This window comes from Chryseobacterium sp. HMWF035 (assembly GCF_003094695.1).
GTDB lineage: Bacteria > Bacteroidota > Bacteroidia > Flavobacteriales > Weeksellaceae > Chryseobacterium > Chryseobacterium gambrini.
Genome location: NZ_QEHP01000057.1, coordinates 141,207 through 159,870, shown reverse-complemented (window position 1 = coordinate 159,870; position 18,664 = coordinate 141,207). Strand labels below are relative to the sequence as shown.

The following is an 18,664-nucleotide window of genomic DNA, read 5'->3' as shown; positions in this document are numbered from 1 at the left end:
TTACACAGGTGTGAAGTGATTAGATTGTTTATCTGTGCAGTGTGGAATTCCTCAAAAAAATCCAATCAAATGTTAGTTCAAAGTCCATCCAAAATTTTTAAATCTGATCTTTCCGTCTGGAGGAAAGAAAACTCATGTGTTCTAAACGAGATGATTCCCGATGAACAGTCAGGATTGCACAAAATAACAGAAGTTGTTTTCGAGGAAAACGGAACATTTGATTTTAATTATCAAAAAAGTTCTACCGTTCTCATCATTGTTCTGTTCGGCGAAATTTTCATTAACGATTTTGAGAAACCTGTTTCTCCGGAGCATATCTTCACTTTAAAGTCTGAAGAAGACAATACACTGAACATCAGAAACAATACACCGGATGAGAAAGCCGACATTCTGATTTTTGAACTAAAAAGTATTAAAAAAGATAATTTCTTCAGCATTGAAAATCTGAATATAGACCGTAGAAATCATTTGATACAGATTTCTGAAAAGCTGGAATATCCCAATTTCATAGGTCTGTACGAAGGAAGGAAAGAAGAGGAATATTCTTTACATCAGAAAGGAAAATCAATTTTCGGAATGGTGATTAACGGCGCTTTTGAATTTCAGAACAGACTTTTAGAAACCAGAGACGCAATCATCATTTCTGAAATCGAAACTCTGGAATTTGAAGCATTAAGTGAAAATGCACTTTTACTTTTCTTTGAAGTTTAATTTAAAATAAAAACTAAATACATGGACAGAAAAAAATTTTTAAAAAACTCATTCGGACTGGCAGGAATAGCTGTTGCTGCACCTGTTCTTCTCCGATCGGAAATTTTTCATGAGGAAATGCTGCCGGAAAAGTCTTCTCAAAATGTTTTAACCTGCAGTGTAACCAATTCGGAAACAGAGGGTCCTTTTCCTACGCATACTCCTTCGAGCCTTGTACAAACCAATATTGTGGGAGACAGAACCGGAGTTGCCTTTACGATGAATATTTATATAAAAAACACCAACGGAAACTGCGCTGCCTATCAAGGAGTTCTGGTAGACGTTTGGCACTGTGATAAAGACGGCAACTATTCCGAATACGGAGGTACGGCAATGCAGGCTGCAAATTACACCAACAATCATTTTCTCCGCGGAAGACAGACCACAGATGCAAACGGACTTGTAAGTTTCACGAGCATATTTCCGGGATGGTACCAGAGCAGAGCCACCCACATTCATGTTCATATTTACAAAGCGGACGGAACTTCTCTTCTGGTAACGCAGATTGCATTTCCGGAGGGAACAGGCAGTGCTGTTTATAATGTAAATGTAAACGGAACTTCATACGGCTATACAAAAGGCATGACAGGTTATACCTATAATGCGAGTGATAATGTATTTTCAGACGGAACCAGCAATGAGATGAGTACCGTAACGGGTTCTTTATCTGCCGGATATATTTTAACTCATACCATTTATGTAGCAGGAGCCGTTTTAGGAACTCAGGAAGCAGCAAACACCAAAAATTTTAATGTGGGACAGAATTATCCAAATCCTTTCAGAGAAGAGACTATTTTCCCGATTACCCTCAACGAAAGATCAACAGTAAGTATTGAACTGTTTGATGTTAGCGGAAAAAAACTTTTCAGTGTGATCGACAAGCAAAAACTTGCATCCGGAAGTCAGCAGATCAAAATGACGAAAAATCAGTTGAAATCCGGAATGTATGTCGCAAAAATTACGATTGATAATACGAAGGGAACGTTTACAGAAGATCTTAAAGTGCTTGTAAACTGAACTTATTGAGTATTAGATATTTTTCATATCAATTTTGTTTAGGATCAGGGCAGAATCAGAAAAAGACTGCCCTGTTTTATTAAAATTTAAAATGATGAAGGCTAAAATAAAACTGGGATTCCGGATTGTAATTGATCAGAATTCTGAAATTGTCTGGGATAAATACATTTTTGAGGATACGTATTTTGAATATAAAATCCAGCATCAGGTTTTTGATAATAAAGAAAATCCGGTGAAAAATTACTGGGAATTGCTGAGAAAAAATCCTCATGCGGAAAAAATTCCGTTTTTGCTGAGTTCAGCAGTGGTGAACTATGTTGCCCAGCTTAACGGTGAGATCAAAAGTCTTCCGGATGTTTTGGGAAATACTTTTTTCCCGATTGAAAATTTCAAACTGGATCTTATCAGCTCCAACGTGGAAGATCCTTCAAAGCATAAAATAGGTTTGACTTTTTACACGCCTGAATTGTTGCTGATCGATATCATCGACAATAAGTATCTTTTAAGTAAAAATACTTCGGGAGAATGTTTTGAAACGTTTATGTTCGCCTTTCATCCACAGGTTGCAATAGCTTCTTACACAGCTTTATAATTTATATTGATTAATTTCTAAACAACAGGATGTTGTTTCATTTTTACAGATGATTTTTATTAAAGAGAAACCTCCGCTGAAATTCAGCGGAGGTTTTATTTTTAAAGATCTTTGATGAGTGGTTTTACTTCTTTGCCAAACAGCTCGATAGATTTCATCATAAGATCATGCTCCGGAGCTCCCACATCCATGTGTCCGATAAATCTTGTAATGCCGAAAATTTCTTTCAGGTAAGCAATTTTATCTGCCACTTCTTTAGGATTACCGATGAACAAAGCTCCTTCTTTGCTTCTTCCGCCGTCATACTGCATTTTGGTGTAAGGAGCCCAACCTCTGGAAGAACCGATTCTGTCCATCTGCGATTTATAGTTGTGGAAATATCCTTCAATCACTTCCGGATCATCGCTTACAAAAGTATGCGAATGAACGGCAATCTGCATTTTTGAAACGTCGTGTCCCGCTTTTTTGTATTCCTGCTTATAGAATTCAATTAAATTTCTGAATTGTACAGGCATTCCTCCAATAATTGCCACCACTAAAGGCATTCCCAATTCTGCGGCACTTAAAACCGACTGTGGAGTTCCGCCTACTGCTCTCCAGATGGGCAGTTTTCCTTCATTTTTTGCTCTCGGATAAGCCGTCTGGTTTTGCATTGGTGCACGAAGTTTTCCTTTCCAGGTTACATTTTCCTGAGAATTGATTTTAAGCAATAAATCTAATTTTTCATCAAAAAGTTCCTCATAATCGTTTAAAGAATACCCATACAACGGAAACGATTCGATGAAACTTCCTCTTCCGACGAAAATTTCAGCACGACCGTCTGAAATTAAGTCCAGAGTCGAGAAATCTTCATATACTTTTACAGGCTCTGATGAACTTAAAACCGTAACACCACTCGCTAATTTTATATTTTTTGTAATACTTGCCGCTGCAGCCAGAACGATTTCCGGAGAAGAAACCGCATAATCGGGACGGTGATGTTCTCCCATGGCAAAAACATCAATTCCTACCTCATCCATGAATTTTACCTGCTCCAGAATTTCACGAATCTTTACGCCTGCATCTTTATATTTTCCTGTTGTCTGGTCGAAAGCAAGATCGCCAAACATTCCTATTCCTAATTCCATATTGTTGATTTTATAGTACAAATTTACGGCAACCGAAAATCAGATGCATTGATGTTTGATAAGAAAGAAAATGAGAATATTAAGTGCTGATTTTGCTTTTAAGTTTTAAAAACTGTTTTTCGAAAAGATGATAAGAAAGCACCGAGCATACAACTGAAGCAATAAATGACAGCGCAACAATTAGCTTCCAGTTGAGATTGAATCTGTTTCCTATTTTTATAAAAAGCATGATTAAAATGGTGTGAAAAAGATACAGTCCGTATGTGTATTTTCCAAGTTTTGCCAAAATACTTTGATCTGAAATTTTAAATACATTTTTTGTTCCTAAAGTAGATAAAATTAACCCTGAAAAGAAAACACTCAAAAGAAATGAAATCAGTGCAGGATTTGAAATTATTTTTGAATTCCCTATAAAAACAATAAATGCCAACACCAAAAAAGCGTAACTGTATTTGTAAACAGCAGAAACCGTTTCAAGCTTTTGGATTAGATCTTCTCTAAAGACAAAAATATACGCAGGAATTGCTCCGAAAGCAAAATAATGAATATTGGTAAAGAGATCTAAAGTCGGAATTTGTAATTTTTCGTACACCATCTGCATGATGAATGAAAAAACAATACTTCCCAGAAGAAGTTTCGGAATATTTTTAAGGGAAATAAAGTAAAAAGCCAGTCCCCAGAAAATGTAAAAATGCTCCTCGATACACAAAGACCAGATCACGGTAATCGGCGATACATTGGGAAGCTGATTGGTATACATCGCCATATAATTTTCCAGAAAAGTAAGGGTAAGCAACCAATTTGGCTGATATCCTTCGTTGGAATAGGAAATATTAAAAAAATCAAGAATAAAAGGCGTACATATCGCAAAAAGTACCATGACATAATAAAGCGGCCATATTCTTAAAATCCTTCTCATAAAGAACTTTTTCAGCGGAATTGTTCCGTTATTGTTTATTTTTTCGAGAATAAGAATATAGGTGATGAGGAAACCGCTCAGTACGAAAAAAAAAGAAACACCAATCCCCCCTTGCTTGGAAAAATAGTATAGAAAACTATCTTCGGGAACGGGGGAATGGCGTAAAAAAACCAATAAAAAAGACAGAAACCTCAACGAATCGAACGTATGAAAGTGTACTCTGCCTTTTTTGGTGAAGTTCATTGTCAATTTTTCAGGATTATTTTTTCAGATTCTGATCAAAATAATCTGTTACTTTCTGCATAAGATGCACTCTGTCTTTTCCGATCACGTTGTGGGGGTGTCCCGGATATACAAAATAGTCCAACTGAACACCATTATCAACCGCAGATTTGATGAATTTAACCGAATGCTGCCAAACCACAACATCATCCTGCGCTCCGTGAATCATTAATAATTTTCCTTTCAGATTCTGAACTTTATCCAGAAGATTTGCTGTTGCATAACCTTGTGGATTTTCCTGCGGAGTATCCATGTATCTTTCGCCATACATGATCTCGTACATACTCCAGTCGATTACGGGTCCTCCTGCAACGCCCACTTTGAAAACATCCGGCTTACGAAGCATGAAACTTGTCGTCATAAATCCTCCGAAGCTCCATCCATGAATTCCCATTCTTTCGGAATCTACGTAAGGAAGAGATTTTAAATACTCTACTCCTTTCATCTGGTCGTTCATTTCTGTTGTTCCCAGATTTCTGAAAACTGCCTGCTCGAATTTTAACCCACGGTTAGAAGAACCTCTTCCGTCCATCGTGAAAATGATGTATCCGTTTTGCGCCATGTATTCGTACCAAAGATTTCCGGATGCAGGGAAAGAATTGGTAATAAGCTGCAAATGCGGACCGTTGTATAGATAAACAATCACCGGATATTTTTTATTCTGGTCAAAATTGATCGGAAGAATCATTTTTCCGTACAAAATTGTTCCGTCCTCGGCTTTTAAGTTGATATTTTTAATTTCCGGACGCTGATAATTTTTCAGTGTATTTTCAGCAGTCAGAAGATTGTTTGTCTTTAAAGTGTTTGTGTTGATGATGTTGGCAACTCTTGGTGTATCGGCGTTGCTGTAGACGTCATACAGGAAATTTCCGTCGCTGCTTAATACTCCGGAGTGAACTCCTTCTGCGTTATCCATTCTCTGCATCTTAAAATTCGTCCAGTTGATTCTGTACAAATGCTTTTCCAGCGGAGTTTCTTTCGTGGAGGTAAAATAGATTTCTTTTTTCTTTTCATTGAAACCTAAAATATCCGTTACCAGCCAATCTCCCTTTGTAATCTGTGCAACGAGTCCTTTTTCCAGATTGTAGTGGAATAAATGGTTGTATCCTGTTCTCTGGCTCTGCCAGATGAAATCTGTATTGGAATTCGGGAAGAATGTTAAAGGATGTTGAGGTTCCACATATTTATCACTTGTTTCTTCGAATAAAGTTTTTACTAAATTTCCTGTCGAAGCATCATATTGATTCATTTTCAGGTAATTCTGTCCTCTGTTCAGAACGCCTACAAAAATATACTTTGAATCCGGGCTCCAGGTAACAGCCGTTAAATACTGATCTTTTTCGCCTTCGATATTTAAGAAGGTTGTGTTCTGAGTTTTAATATTGAAAACTCCCAGAGTTACCTGATGAGACGTTTTCCCCGCCATCGGATATTTGATATTGTGATTTACAGCAGGAGTTACAGACCAGTCAATAATCGGATAATCAGCAACCATCGTCTGATCCATTCTGTAAAAAGCAACACTTTCAGAATTTGGAGCCGGGAAAATTCCGGTATCAATTCCGAATTCGTTTCGGTGAACATTGGAAGCTCCATTCAGGATATTTTCATCGGTATCATTGGTTACTGCAATGGTTTTTCCGTTTTTATTAACAAATAAATTATTCTTTACCGTAAATGCAAAAGTCTGGTTATCCCCAAAAATCTTCATATTTTCAGCGTTATTATCCAAAGCAACGGAATTTTTTGTTTTCCAGTCGCTGCCGGATTTTTCTACCCATACCATTTTTCCGCCGGAATTAAAATATCCCTGAGAATTGCTGATGAATTTAATCTGTGGAACTGCTTTGAATTTATTGTCTGTTAAATTCTTATTCAACTGAGATAAAGAAACCAGCGTGTCCTGCTTGTTGGTTTTCAGATCGGTGATTAAATATCCGCCTTTTACCGCCTGAATATAAGATTTTCCATCTGCAGACCATGAAAACTGCGAGATGTTTTTAACAGCTAAGTTGGTTCTCATCCCGTTTACTGCCTCCGCCATTGTAAATTTTTGGGTCTGAGCCAATGCGCTGCTTCCCAAAACCAGCATCCATAAAGATAATTTATATAATTTCATTGTATAAAATTGAATCCTTCAAAAATAAGAAATAAATATCAATGGTTAAGAAGTGTTAAAGTAAAATGGAGTTTGGTTTTTTGTTGGTTGTTGATGGCTGTTTTCAATTGTTTATTTTGAGTTTATTTGAAGTAATTTCAAATCTTATTAAATGATAAAGTGAGACTTTTGCTTTATTGAGATTTTTCCGTCACAATGACTTGGTTAGAATCTTAACGCAAAATACGCAAGGGTTTTATTTTAATGATTATGCGGATTTTTCGGTCGCAAAGGTACTTCGACAAGCTCAGCATAAACTATTCACTCAGCAAATGAACTGTATGTTTTTCGTTTTGTAAGAATATGTAATATAGTTCCGAGCCATTTTTGAAGTTCGGGTTTGATTTTTGCTGAATGATAAAGAGAGGCTTTTGTTTTATTGAGATTGCTTTGCCGTTTCAGAACTACGTTCGCAGACCTTCTGCTCGCAATGACGTGTAATGAATAACCGGCTTCAATCCTAGCCGCGATTGCAGCAATTGTCTGAGCTCATTTCTTTAGTTTCGGCGCGGCAAAGCCGCGCCGAAACTAAAGAAATAGCGAGTGCGGAAAGCGCGATAAAGCTCCTGATTGAGTTTGAGAGTTTTAAAGTTGAAGGGTTGGAGGGTTTAAGAGTGTGAGTGTATGAGAAATTAAGGTTGTTTTGCTTTTTCCTTAAAAATTTTTTAAGATTTCTCTTTCGTTGAAATGACAGGATTGTGAAAAATACAGCGAAAAGCATTTCTTATCCTACGTCAATGATTTGTACCTCTCTTCTGATATACATTTGTAGTATAATTAACAACAAAAAATATTAATACAATGGCAACAAAATGGAACCTAGACCCTGCTCACAGTGAAATTACTTTTAAAGTAAAACACATGATGATCTCTAATATCAAAGGAAACTTTACAGATTTTACGGCTGAAATTGATGCGGAAGACGATACTTTTGCGAATGCTAAAACAACGGCAACAGTTCAGACAGCCTCTATCTCTACGCACAATACAGACAGAGATAACCACTTAAGATCTGCTGAATTCTTTAACGCTGAAGCCAATCCTACGATTACTTTCGAATCTTCTGCACTGAACAACGAAGTAACAGGAAATTTAACGATTAACGGAATTACAAAGCCTGTAACACTTGATGTGGATTTCAACGGAATTAATGTTGATCCTTGGGGAAATACAAAGGCTGGTTTCTCTTTCGAAGGGAAAATCAACAGAAAAGATTTCGGACTGAACTGGAATGCTGCGCTTGAAGCAGGAGGTGTAATGGTAAGCGAGGAGGTAAAAATCGCCGGAGAATTACAGTTTGTAAAACAAGCATAAGAACATAAAAATCAAGGTAAAAGAGCAAAGGAAAGTTACATTACCTTTGCTCTTTTCTGTTTTTGAGAATAAAAAAATGAACCTCAACGATTTACAAAACATCAGCGAAAATTTTAAAAATACTCAGAAAATGCCTGTTCTTTTTCTGGGACATGGTTCGCCAATGAATGCTATTGAAGAAAACCAGTTTGTACAGGGTTTCCGAAAAGCTGCGGCTGAAATTCCGAAACCGAATGCCATTCTCTGTATTTCGGCACACTGGTTTACGCAGGGAACGAAAGTAACGGCAATGGAAATGCCGAGAACGATTCATGATTTTGGAGGTTTTCCGCAAGCCCTGTTTGATGTACAGTATCCTGCTCCGGGAAATCCTGAGTTGGCAAAAGAGACGGCAGAATTGCTGGCTCCTGTTATCGTGGAGGAAGATCACAACTGGGGACTGGATCACGGAGCATGGTCTGTGATTAAACATATGTATCCGAATGCAGATATTCCTGTTATTCAAATGAGTATTGATTATACAAAACCTCCGCAGTATCATTTTGATTTAGCTAACAAACTCAATAAGCTCCGCGAAAAAGGAATTTTAATTATCGGAAGCGGAAACATTGTTCATAATTTGAGACTGATCGACTGGAGAAACATCAATACTGTCGGAGCTGGATGGGACTGGGCGATTGAAGCCAGAGAGAAAACCAACAACTGGCTTTTGGACGGAAATTTCCGGAACATCATCGATTACCAGAAACAGGGAACTTCGCTGCAATATGCGGTTCCCACTCCCGATCATTATCTCCCTTTACTCTATACTTTAGGACTAAAAGAGAAATCTGAAAACCTGAGTTTATTTAATGATGAATTAATTGCAGGATCTCTGAGTATGACGAGCGTGAGAATAGGATAAAAAAAACGGAAGAAATTTTCTTCCGTTTCTTTTTTATTAAGGGCAATGCTATCATTAGATTCTTTGAATACCAACAACATGAGGTTGTCCGTCAATCGGAGCATAGATTTCTACAACTGCATTCCAGATTACCTCAGATGGCGGCATGGAAGCAAGGCACTGGTAACGGTAGTTTGTTCCGTTTACCACTTGTGTAGATACAGATTGCGGTTGATATTTTACTCCAACAAATCCATTCATTGCTTCGTCGAATACTTTTTGATCTTCCGGTGTTAAAGGATGATACGCTGTCCAGCCTCCTACTAATTCTTTTGTTTCCATGTTTTAATTTTATTTTGTGTTCCTACTCTTCTGGCTTTTCGGATTTCGCCCCGTTTGAATGGTTTCTGGTCTCCATGATTATTAAGTTTTGTTTGTGATCACCTTTCAAAGATACCACACTTCCTCTAGAGCGGTTAGCGTAGATTTACCACTTTTTCACTTTACGTAGAAATACTTAATATGATGATTCAGGAGAAATAAAAAGGGAATATCGTTAATTAACAATATTCCCTTTCCTCTATTTTTAATTTAATTCTTTACTGTACCGCCTGTAAAACATTAATATTTCCATATCCGTAATCTGAGTTCGGAGTCGGATAATAGGTCGCAGACTGTCTCATTTTATTAATAACCTGATCTCTCGTCCATGAAGGATTTTTAGCCCAGACCAACGCCGCAATTCCTGCTGTGGAAGCTGTTGCTACAGAAGAACCACCTACATAATCTGTTTGTCCGCTATAGTAACTTAAGACCGGAATATTGCTTCCTGAACCTCTTTCCATCTGATAAGTAAAATCGATTTCGTTTCCTGAATGGCAAACGTCGCATTTCTGATTGGACGTATTTTCTTTTACTCCGGTTATCGCTTGTGTTTCAGGCATCCATGCAGGAAAAATTACACCTACGAAATTGGTGAAGCTGGTGGAAGTTCCGCCTGCGCAGAAAATTAACTTTCCTTTTGAATACGCATATTTTACCCCATCTTCAATTTTTCCGACAGAGAAAATATGTCCCATCGACATTGAAATAATTTTTACACTGTTATTATTTCCCAGTTCTGTAAAGGCAATTTTCACTCCGTTTTGCTCATGATATCCGTCCAGAACTACATTAGAAGCTGCTCTGTACGTTACCAGATTGGCATTGTAAGCCACACCAACCGGCTGTCCCTGATTATTTCTCGGAGCGGCGGCGGCAGAAGCCATGCTTGTTCCGTGACCGCATTTATCCGCAGAACCGTCGTATCCTGTACTCCACGGCCAGACTGAATCTACATACACTCCATTTTTGCTGATGGTTCTTCCTGTAGAAAGTCCGTTATTAAAGCTGCTTCCTAATAAAGACTGCTCCGGAGAAACACCGCTGTCTATCACTCCGATGGTCACTCCTGCTCCTGTGCTGTAGCTCCATGCATTAATGATATTGTGTTTCGTAAATGACCAAGGTGCTTTTGCGTTAGGAGAAACGGTTGTATAATCCGCAGCATTCAAAGCGGTAGATTCAAATCCGCATCCTGAAGAACTGCTGCTGGATTTTGCAGTTGCCCCGAATTGTTTTTCGTTTTCAAAATAACGGTAATCTGCAGGTTCCAGATAACGGATATTTTTCATTTTTCTAAGGGCAATCACCGTTTCCTGCTTTTCGATGGCAACGTCGATCTGATTCAGATATTGGTCTGAAGACAGTAAAATTCTGTCGGTCTTTCCTTCATATTTTTTAATCAGGTCTAAAATTTCGTTTTCAATGGCTTTGTTGTCTGCATCCAGACTTCTGTCGAAAGAAGAGCCAAATCCGATGGAAGCAATTTTATTTCCCTGAAAAATCCCGCTCCACAGAAAATGATCGGAAGATTCATTCCATGAAAATCTGCCTTTCGTTTTGATGGTTTCGTTGATTTTTTCATTGATCTGTTTTGCCGTTAAAGGATCTTTCTGGGTAATTTCTGTATTGGCAACATTGTTCTGAAGATCGTCTCTGTTACATGCCGTGAAAACAAAGAACAACAATAAAAGGTAAAAAACATTTTTTCTCATATAAAATAATATTTGTTTGGTAAAACCAAGATATTAATTTACAATGAATTACCGAACAACAGAATTTAAAAATTTATTATGCTTAAAATAATACTATGAAATTAAGTTATAAAACTTTCTCATAACAGACACTTTTATCAATTCCGATGTACTGTCCGTAATTTGGAATTCTTGTGTAACCGCTTTTTTCATAAACAGAAAGTGCTTCATTCTGCTCCAATGAGCTTTCCAACACCGCTTTTGTATAATTCAATTCCTTTGCCCAGATTTCCAGATCTTTAACGATCGTTGTTGCTAAACCTTTCTTTCTGAAATCAGGATTGGTGTACATTCTTTTAATTTCAACTGTTTCTTCATCAAATTTTTTAAATGTCCCACAAGCCGCAGGAATTTCATCCACATAAATAACAATACAGTTTTTGATCGCATCAATTTTGTTAAACTGATCGTAAAAGGAATGATCTTCCCCATTGCGAATGGCTAAATCTGCATCTAAAAGCTGTACTAAATTTTGAAAATCTTTATTGGAAGAATCTGTTCTTTTGATTGTCATGGAAATGGTTTTAGGCTAAATTAAAGATTTTGTTTTTAAATTTTAATACTTTTTCAAAGGTTATATTTTTTAACACAAATAACACTCATATTTTCACAATTCAACACAAATATCTTTTCCAATTTTTAAAATCTCTTTGAAATAAAAAAGACTTCCATTTCCGGAAGCCTTTGTGTTATTTACTTTTTGGTGGTGGTGGAGATTGATACCCTTTTTGTTCGTTAATTTTATCAATCAGCTTTTTGGCTAAATTCTGTCCCCACTCTCTGCCGACTTCCATACTTTCATTCATGATTAAAGGCATGTTAGAAATTGTCTTTTGCCCGATAGGAGTTTTATAAAATTTTATCAGTTCATCAAGATCCGATTCTGTATAAAATAGAGTTTAGAAAATTCTTCTGTGGAAACTTCTTTTAAAAATCCATTCCAAAATTCATCAGGAATATCTTTATAATTTTCTTTATATGTATTTACAAATTGCTGAGCTCCCTGTACCGCCATTTTACTCACTCCGGTAACTTCAATTAATTCTTTGATCTTTGCTTCTTTTGAAGTTTGGGCAAAACCTGTAACTCCTATCAAAAGAACAAATGCTACTATAATTTTTTTCATCTTGTTTTAATTAACTATAAATTTTCTTTCATTTATCAATTCTGCTATTGCAAGCATATCCTGACCGATCAGTCTGTCATCTTCAAGCTTAGCTACTTTTGAACGAAGGATTTCAAAATTTTCTTCAATAATTTTTGAACATTTTGCCGGTCTTCGGAATTCCAGACCTTGTGCCGCAAACATGAGTTCAACCGCCAAAATATTCACGAGATTGCCAAGAACCTGATTGAATTTCCTGCCGGAAATACTTCCCATCGAAACATGATCTTCCTGTCCTAAACTCGTAGGAATAGAATCCGCAGAAGCCGGAAAACACAATGTTTTATTTTCCGTAACCAACGCTGCAGAAGTATATTGAGGAATCATAAATCCAGAATTTAGACCTGAACTTTCCGTTAATAATCTTGGTAAGCCGTATTTTCCTTCCAGTAACAAGTAACTTCTTCGGTCTGAAATATTTCCCAGTTCGGCAGCCGCCAAAGTTGCATAATCCAAAGGTAAAGCCATTAATTGTCCGTGGAAATTTCCTCCGGAAATAGATTCTTCCGCGCTTAAAACAATAGGATTGTCTGTTACGGAATTCAGTTCCGTTTCTGCCATCATTTTCAGATGTTCGAAGGCGTTTCTGCTTGCTCCGTGAACCTGCGGGACACATCTCATAGAATACGGATCCTGAACTCTGTCGCAATATTCGTGTGCTTTAAGGTTTTCAGAACTCTTTAAAAATTTAAGCATTCTTGCCGCAACTTTTTTACTTCCCTCAAAAGGACGGATCTCATGCAGTTCTTTTTTAAACGGACTTGCAGAACCTCTGTATGCTTCAATACTCATTGCAGCCGTCATATCCGCAAGATCAAGCAAATATTCAAATTTTTCTAATCCTTTAATCGCATGAGCAAGAATAAACTGCGTTCCGTTGATTAATCCCAATCCTTCTTTCGGTCCTAAAACCAAAGGCTCGAGATTGTTTTTTTCTAAAATTTCGGCTGTTTCAAAAATTTCATTTCCAACCCAAACTTTTCCAAGCCCCAAAAGCGGTAAAACGAGATGCGCCAAAGGAGCCAAATCTCCGGAAGCTCCTACAGAACCCTGCTCCGGAACTACCGGAATAATGTCTTTTTCCAGCATCAGGATCAATCTTTCGATCACTTCCAGAGAGACTCCGGAAAAACCTTTTGACAGTGCATGAACTTTTGCAATCATCATGATTTTTGAAAGTTCTTTATCAATCGGCTTTCCTACGCCTACTGCGTGAGAAATAATCAGATTATATTGTAACTGTGCGGTTTCTTCTTCAGATATTTTTACATCGCACAAAGGACCGAACCCTGTATTGATTCCGTAAACCGTTCTGTCTGATTCTACAATTTCACGTACGTTCTTTTGTGATTTTAAAATCTGTTCTTTGGCAGCCTTGTTTAGTTTAGCTTTATCAGGAGTTTTACAGATCTCCAGAACATCATGGAAACTGAAAACATCTACACCGTATATCATTCTCTAAATTTTGTCTTAAAATTACACATTTGGCAACGATTGGAAAAACTAAATTTCAACAGTCTGTATTTTTCTGAAAATAAGTGAATTAATTTGCTATTTTTACCACCGAAATATAAAAAATAATATCCCATGAAACTTAAAACTTTAGTGTTTACGATGTTTCTTGTAAGCACGGCTTCTTTCGCACAGAAAGTAAAATACTCCAAAGAAGAAATTAAAAAAATGGAACAGTACCTTTTTAACGAAGGTTTTAACGCTCCCTCTGTAAAAAAAACTTCTACTGTAATATTAAAGGACGGAACAACACACAAAGGTTTCTGCAGCAAAACAGATACGAAAAAGGGTCAGATTTTTGAGGTTACGCTGAAAGACAGTATTTCTAAAAAGCCATCGGTATTTGTTGCCGATAACATCAGCGAAATGTATCTGTATCCGAATGAGGCGGAAAAAGTGGGGAAAGTTTTTAAGTACATGGGGAACATCAGAAACTATCAGACCAAGAAATTAAAAAACTCAACCACCAAAGACCGTATTCACTTTGTAAACCAGACCGTTTCCCTGAAAAATAAGAAGGACGACAAAGAATTCTTAATGCAGGTCATCAATCCGGAATTTGATGATATTATTTCCGTATATCATGATCCCAGAGCAAAAGAAACCGGCGGATTTTCGGTGATGGGTTCTCCACAATTGGGTGGCGGTGTTACAAAATCCTACTATGTAAAAAAAGGAGATAAAGTAATGTGGCTTCATAAAGATGATTTCGAAGACAATTATGATTTTCTTTTCGGAGACAATGCTGAGTTTATGAAAAAATATCCTAAGAATTCCGTGGAATGGGATTATTTCAGCTTTTTAGTGTATCAGTACACAGAAATGAGCCAAAGCTAAATTTTTAAGTACAAAAGAATAAATCGTTTATAAAGAAACTGTTTAATTAAAATCAATTTTAACAAATATTATAAAGCTGTAGCTTTTTTACAGCTTTTTTTGTGCTTCTAAATTCCGTAGTTTTGTTATATGAATCCTTCTTTAGAATTACAACTCAAAACTTTACCTTCCGAGCCCGGTGTTTATCGTTATTATGACAAAAATGATCAGCTTTTGTATGTAGGAAAGGCTAAAAATCTTAAGAAAAGGGTTCTCTCGTATTTCAACAAAAATCTTTCGGGATACCGCATCAAAATCATGGTCGGGAAAATCCAACGATTAGAAACAACGATCGTTAACAGCGAATATGATGCGCTTTTACTGGAAAATAATTTAATTAAGGAACATCAGCCGTTTTATAATGTCATGCTGAAGGATGACAAAACGTATCCATGGATTTGCATTAAAAATGAAGAGTTTCCGAGAATTTTTCTAACCAGAACCAAGATTAAAGACGGTTCCGAATATTACGGACCTTACGCAAAAGTACGTCCCGCAAAGATTCTTCTTGATACGATAAAACATATTTACAAATTAAGAACCTGCAATCTCAATTTAGCTCCGAGTAAAATTGATGAAGGAAAATACAAGGTCTGTCTGGAATATCACATCAAAAACTGTGAAGGACCTTGTGAAGGCTTGGAAAGCAAGGAAGATTATGATGAAAAAATAGATGCCATCCGCGGAATCATCAAAGGAGATTTCCGTAAAGCGAAAGAATATCTGGTAAACCAGATGATGAAATATGCAACCAATCTTCAGTTTGAAAACGCTCAGATCATCAAAGAAAGAATTGATGCGCTTGAAGATTATCAGACTAAAAATACGGTGGTGAATCCGAGTATTGATGATGTGGATGTTTTTGGAATGACAAGTGACGAAACGGCTGCTTACGTTAATTTCTTTAAAATAAGGAACGGAAATATTATCCAGAGTTATACCACCGAAATTAAAAAAATCCTTGAGGAAAGCGACGAAGACATTATGGAGCAGGCTTTGGTGGAAATCCGTCAGAAATTCGATTCCCATTCAAAGGAAGTGCTTCTGCCTTTTCATCTTTCTATTGAAATTCCGAATGTAAAACTGATCGTTCCGAAAGTAGGTGATAAAAAGCGAATCGTTGAGCTTTCTGAAAAGAATGCGAAAGAATACCGTTTAGAAAAATTAAAACAGGTTCAGATCGTTGATCCGGAAAGACATACGAACAGAATTATGTCTGAAATGCAGAAATTGCTGAGAATGCCGGTTGAACCAAGACACATTGAAGGTTTTGATAACTCCAATATTCAGGGAACGAATCCTGTTTCTGCGTGTGTTGTTTTCAGAGACGGAAAACCAAGCAAAGCCGATTACAGAATTTTTCATCCGAAAACTGTGGAAGGTCCCAATGATTTCGCTACAATGGAGGAAGTGATCTACCGCCGTTACAAAAGAATGCTGGATGAAGGCGAAGATCTGCCTCAGTTGATTTTGATTGACGGTGGAAAAGGTCAGCTATCTTCTGCCGTAAAAAGTCTGAGACTGTTAGGATTATATGGAAAAATTACCATTGTAGGCATTGCGAAACGTCTGGAAGAGATTTTCTTTCCGGAAGATCCTATTCCTTTATATTTGGATAAAAAGTCTGAAACGCTGAAGATTTTGCAGCGTGTGAGAGACGAAGCACACCGATTTGGGGTGAAACATCACAGAACCAGAAGAAAAAATTCTACGATAAAATCTGAACTGGAAGAAATTCCGGGAGTTGGGGAAAAAACAATTGAATTATTGCTTTCAAAATTAAAATCGGTAAAAAGAATTAAGGAATCTAATCTTGAGACATTGGAGGAGATTTTAGGGAAAAGCAAAGCGAAAATCATTTACGATTTTTTCAACGAATAATGACAAACGCGAAATAAATAGCAAATAATAAATTATTTTATGAAAATAATTTTTATAATATTTGTTAATTTAAATATTTTTTATAAATTAGATGAAGTTAAAGACTACTTAACTCAAGAACTTCTTCATATTTAAATTTACAAAAAAAAGTCCTCGTTATGAGGACTTTTTGATTTATGCTGTAATGCCGTTACTTTTTATAAAATATTTCTTTGCCGTACTCACCGCCGGACAAAGGCATTTCTATAATAATATTTCCATTTTCGTAGTATCCTAATGTAGATTCTCCGTTTTGTAGTTTTACTCTGAAAACATCATTTTTTGTCGTTGCTTTGAAAGTTGCAAACGGCGAAGAACTGTTAGAATTTACCAGAATAAACTGAGAATTGTCGATCTGAATTTTTTGAAGGTCCATCTTTCCGTTGCTGAATTTCAACGCGGTATTGTCTACAGATGAAGATGAACTGTTGGTAACAACCTGGGTAGAGTTTGTTGTTATGGTTTCCTGAACTTTTACCGGAGAAGCTGGCTGTGCTGTAGGATTAGCCGGAGAAATGGAAACAAAAGTCTGTTTCAGGGCATCCTGATAACCTTCTTTGTATTCTTTGATGTTAGAAGCGCCTTTAATGGATGAAACTACTTTATCGTTACAGTCTTTAAACTGAACCAATACTTTATTTCGCAAAAAGCCACTGTCGTTGATGATATCTGCCATCAAAACATTGCATGGATTACTTTGCGCTTCAGCCGGCCATTGTAATTTATCTGCCGAAATTACCGAGTAATTTTTACTTCTTAAGGTTTTGGTTAATAAATCATTCAACCCGAAATCTTCTTTAAAAGTTTCCAGTTTCGAAGGAAGAGAGATATATTTATAATCCGAAACCTTCTGTCCGAAAGCCAACATCGAACTGGCTGTTAATATGATAAGTGATATTTTTTTCATTTAATTTAAAATTTAGTCGTTTCTGAATTGCCCGATATCCAGTTTTAGAGAAAAGAAATTGGAATAGAAATTAGATCCTCCGATTCCGGAGTTTGTAATTGCATAATCCAGCGTAAGACCTCGGTATCTGATCCCGATTCCCGCACTCGGCTGGAAAGAAACTTTTCTTCTGAGATCTTCAATATCTGTAATCGACTGGAATCTGTTCACCCCCAATCTCACGAAAATCATTTTCTGATAACCTAATTCTGCTCCGGCATATGGTGTTAAACTCGCAAAATCGGTAGAAACCAATGCGGCAGTTTTTGCAAAATCTACGTTAATTCCCGCTTCTGGCAATACATATACACTGCTGTTGATTTCAAACATTTTACTTACACCTGCATTTAATTTCGGCATCGTAAGTTCCATTTTATCTTTTGGCGCAGGGTTGAATTCTTCTCCGTTAACCACGGTGGAAAGTTCTTTCTGGTTGACGCTCCAGAAGTTCACTGTAGTAGTTGCATCTCTCAGCATACCTCCCAGTTTCCAGCCGTTGTCCATTTTATAAATAGCCCCTACATCGAAACCGAAACCATATCCGTTGGCGAATTTCCCTACATTTCTGTAAACAATTTTAGCATTAATCCCCACATCAAGCTTCTGATTTCCTCCCGGATTGAATGCATACGAAAGTATTGCTGCATAATCGGACTGGGAGAATTTGGTGATTTTGTCATAATCAATATTTCCTTCAGTGTCGATTAACTGTGTGGTATTTAAGATATTATCTACTCCCAATCTTACAACAGAAACTCCGAAAACTCCGGTTTCCAGCACTTTGGCATAGGCTAGATAATCGTATTTTGCGATAGATTCGAAATATTCGGCGTGCATTGCTGCGCCCTGCCAGTCTTTTTCTACGCCCATTAATCCAGCGGGGTTCCACATCGGGGAATAGACATCATCCTGATTGGAGATCACCGCACCTCCCATGGCAAGACCTCTTGCTCCGGCTCCGATGTTCAGAAATTCGTTGGAATATTTTCTGATGATCTGGGATTGCGATATCCCGAAAACCAGAGAGAATGCAAGTAAAAAATATTTTTTCATCATATCAATTGATGC

Annotated in this window: 17 protein-coding genes; 7 read left to right on the top strand and 10 right to left on the bottom strand. The window is 37.0% G+C overall.

The features are described from left to right. The first annotated feature begins 69 nt into the window (after positions 1-69). The 3 genes from DD829_RS10110 (at position 70) to DD829_RS10100 (ending at position 2,359) form a co-directional block, all read left to right on the top strand. On the top strand, positions 70-711 hold the full coding sequence (locus DD829_RS10110) for a hypothetical protein (protein ID WP_123906843.1): 642 nt from the start codon (positions 70-72) through the stop codon (positions 709-711). Between the two features lie 21 nt (positions 712-732). Beyond that, positions 733-1,767 carry a T9SS type A sorting domain-containing protein gene (locus DD829_RS10105; protein WP_116547700.1) on the top strand — a complete coding sequence of 345 codons (1,035 nt, stop codon included), beginning with the start codon at positions 733-735 and terminating at the stop codon, positions 1,765-1,767. Between the two features lie 94 nt (positions 1,768-1,861). Further along, positions 1,862-2,359: a hypothetical protein gene (locus DD829_RS10100; protein ID WP_108410569.1), complete on the top strand. Its 498-nt coding sequence runs from the start codon at positions 1,862-1,864 to the stop codon at positions 2,357-2,359. Between the two features lie 101 nt (positions 2,360-2,460). Here DD829_RS10100 and DD829_RS10095 read toward each other — a convergent pair whose 3' ends face one another. From DD829_RS10095 to DD829_RS10085, 3 genes are all read right to left on the bottom strand, one after another. Then, positions 2,461-3,486: an LLM class flavin-dependent oxidoreductase gene (locus DD829_RS10095; RefSeq protein WP_108410570.1), complete on the bottom strand. Its 1,026-nt coding sequence runs from the start codon at positions 3,484-3,486 to the stop codon at positions 2,461-2,463. A gap of 79 nt (positions 3,487-3,565) precedes the next feature. Then, a complete protein-coding gene (locus tag DD829_RS10090; protein WP_116547699.1) occupies positions 3,566-4,648 on the bottom strand; it encodes an acyltransferase family protein in 1,083 nt (360 codons plus the stop codon). 16 nt (positions 4,649-4,664) lie between these two features. Next, complete coding sequence (locus DD829_RS10085) at positions 4,665-6,806, bottom strand: S9 family peptidase (RefSeq protein ID WP_108410022.1); 2,142 nt, start codon at positions 6,804-6,806, stop codon at positions 4,665-4,667. A gap of 840 nt (positions 6,807-7,646) precedes the next feature. Here DD829_RS10085 and DD829_RS10080 point away from each other — a divergent pair. Together DD829_RS10080 and ygiD are read left to right on the top strand one after the other, a co-directional pair. Then, positions 7,647-8,159 (top strand): YceI family protein, encoded by a 513-nt coding sequence (locus tag DD829_RS10080; RefSeq protein ID WP_076396693.1) that lies wholly within the window; start codon positions 7,647-7,649, stop codon positions 8,157-8,159. 76 nt (positions 8,160-8,235) lie between these two features. After that, the gene (gene ygiD, locus DD829_RS10075; protein WP_108410021.1) at positions 8,236-9,063 is read left to right on the top strand and encodes a 4,5-DOPA dioxygenase extradiol; all 828 of its coding nucleotides are present in this window, start codon (positions 8,236-8,238) and stop codon (positions 9,061-9,063) included. A 54-nt stretch (positions 9,064-9,117) separates the two neighbouring features. On the opposite strand, the gene DD829_RS10070 is transcribed toward ygiD, so the two are convergent. The 5 genes from DD829_RS10070 to hutH all read right to left on the bottom strand — a co-directional run bounded on the left by DD829_RS10070 (position 9,118) and on the right by hutH (position 13,797). Continuing rightward, on the bottom strand, positions 9,118-9,384 hold the full coding sequence (locus DD829_RS10070; RefSeq protein ID WP_108410020.1) for a hypothetical protein: 267 nt from the start codon (positions 9,382-9,384) through the stop codon (positions 9,118-9,120). 257 nt (positions 9,385-9,641) lie between these two features. Further along, the gene (locus DD829_RS10065; protein ID WP_116547698.1) at positions 9,642-11,138 is read right to left on the bottom strand and encodes a S8 family peptidase; all 1,497 of its coding nucleotides are present in this window, start codon (positions 11,136-11,138) and stop codon (positions 9,642-9,644) included. Positions 11,139-11,244: 106 nt separating this feature from the next. Then, complete coding sequence (locus DD829_RS10060) at positions 11,245-11,691, bottom strand: GNAT family N-acetyltransferase (RefSeq protein WP_108408868.1); 447 nt, start codon at positions 11,689-11,691, stop codon at positions 11,245-11,247. Between the two features lie 348 nt (positions 11,692-12,039). Then, positions 12,040-12,303: a hypothetical protein gene (locus DD829_RS10050; RefSeq protein WP_108408870.1), complete on the bottom strand. Its 264-nt coding sequence runs from the start codon at positions 12,301-12,303 to the stop codon at positions 12,040-12,042. 6 nt (positions 12,304-12,309) lie between these two features. Then, on the bottom strand, positions 12,310-13,797 hold the full coding sequence (gene hutH / locus DD829_RS10045; protein ID WP_108408871.1) for a histidine ammonia-lyase: 1,488 nt from the start codon (positions 13,795-13,797) through the stop codon (positions 12,310-12,312). Between the two features lie 132 nt (positions 13,798-13,929). Between hutH and DD829_RS10040 the strand changes: the two genes are divergently transcribed. Together DD829_RS10040 and uvrC are read left to right on the top strand one after the other, a co-directional pair. Further along, on the top strand, positions 13,930-14,691 hold the full coding sequence (locus DD829_RS10040; protein WP_108408872.1) for a hypothetical protein: 762 nt from the start codon (positions 13,930-13,932) through the stop codon (positions 14,689-14,691). A gap of 129 nt (positions 14,692-14,820) precedes the next feature. Continuing rightward, entirely contained in the window at positions 14,821-16,611 is a 1,791-nt protein-coding gene (uvrC, locus tag DD829_RS10035; protein ID WP_108408873.1) for an excinuclease ABC subunit UvrC, read from the top strand. Between the two features lie 190 nt (positions 16,612-16,801). On the opposite strand, the gene DD829_RS10030 is transcribed toward uvrC, so the two are convergent. Beyond that, positions 16,802-17,557 (bottom strand): hypothetical protein, encoded by a 756-nt coding sequence (locus tag DD829_RS10030; protein WP_108408874.1) that lies wholly within the window; start codon positions 17,555-17,557, stop codon positions 16,802-16,804. Between the two features lie 12 nt (positions 17,558-17,569). Beyond that, positions 17,570-18,652 carry a PorV/PorQ family protein gene (locus DD829_RS10025; protein WP_076396673.1) on the bottom strand — a complete coding sequence of 361 codons (1,083 nt, stop codon included), beginning with the start codon at positions 18,650-18,652 and terminating at the stop codon, positions 17,570-17,572. Between the last annotated feature and the right edge of the window lie 12 nt (positions 18,653-18,664).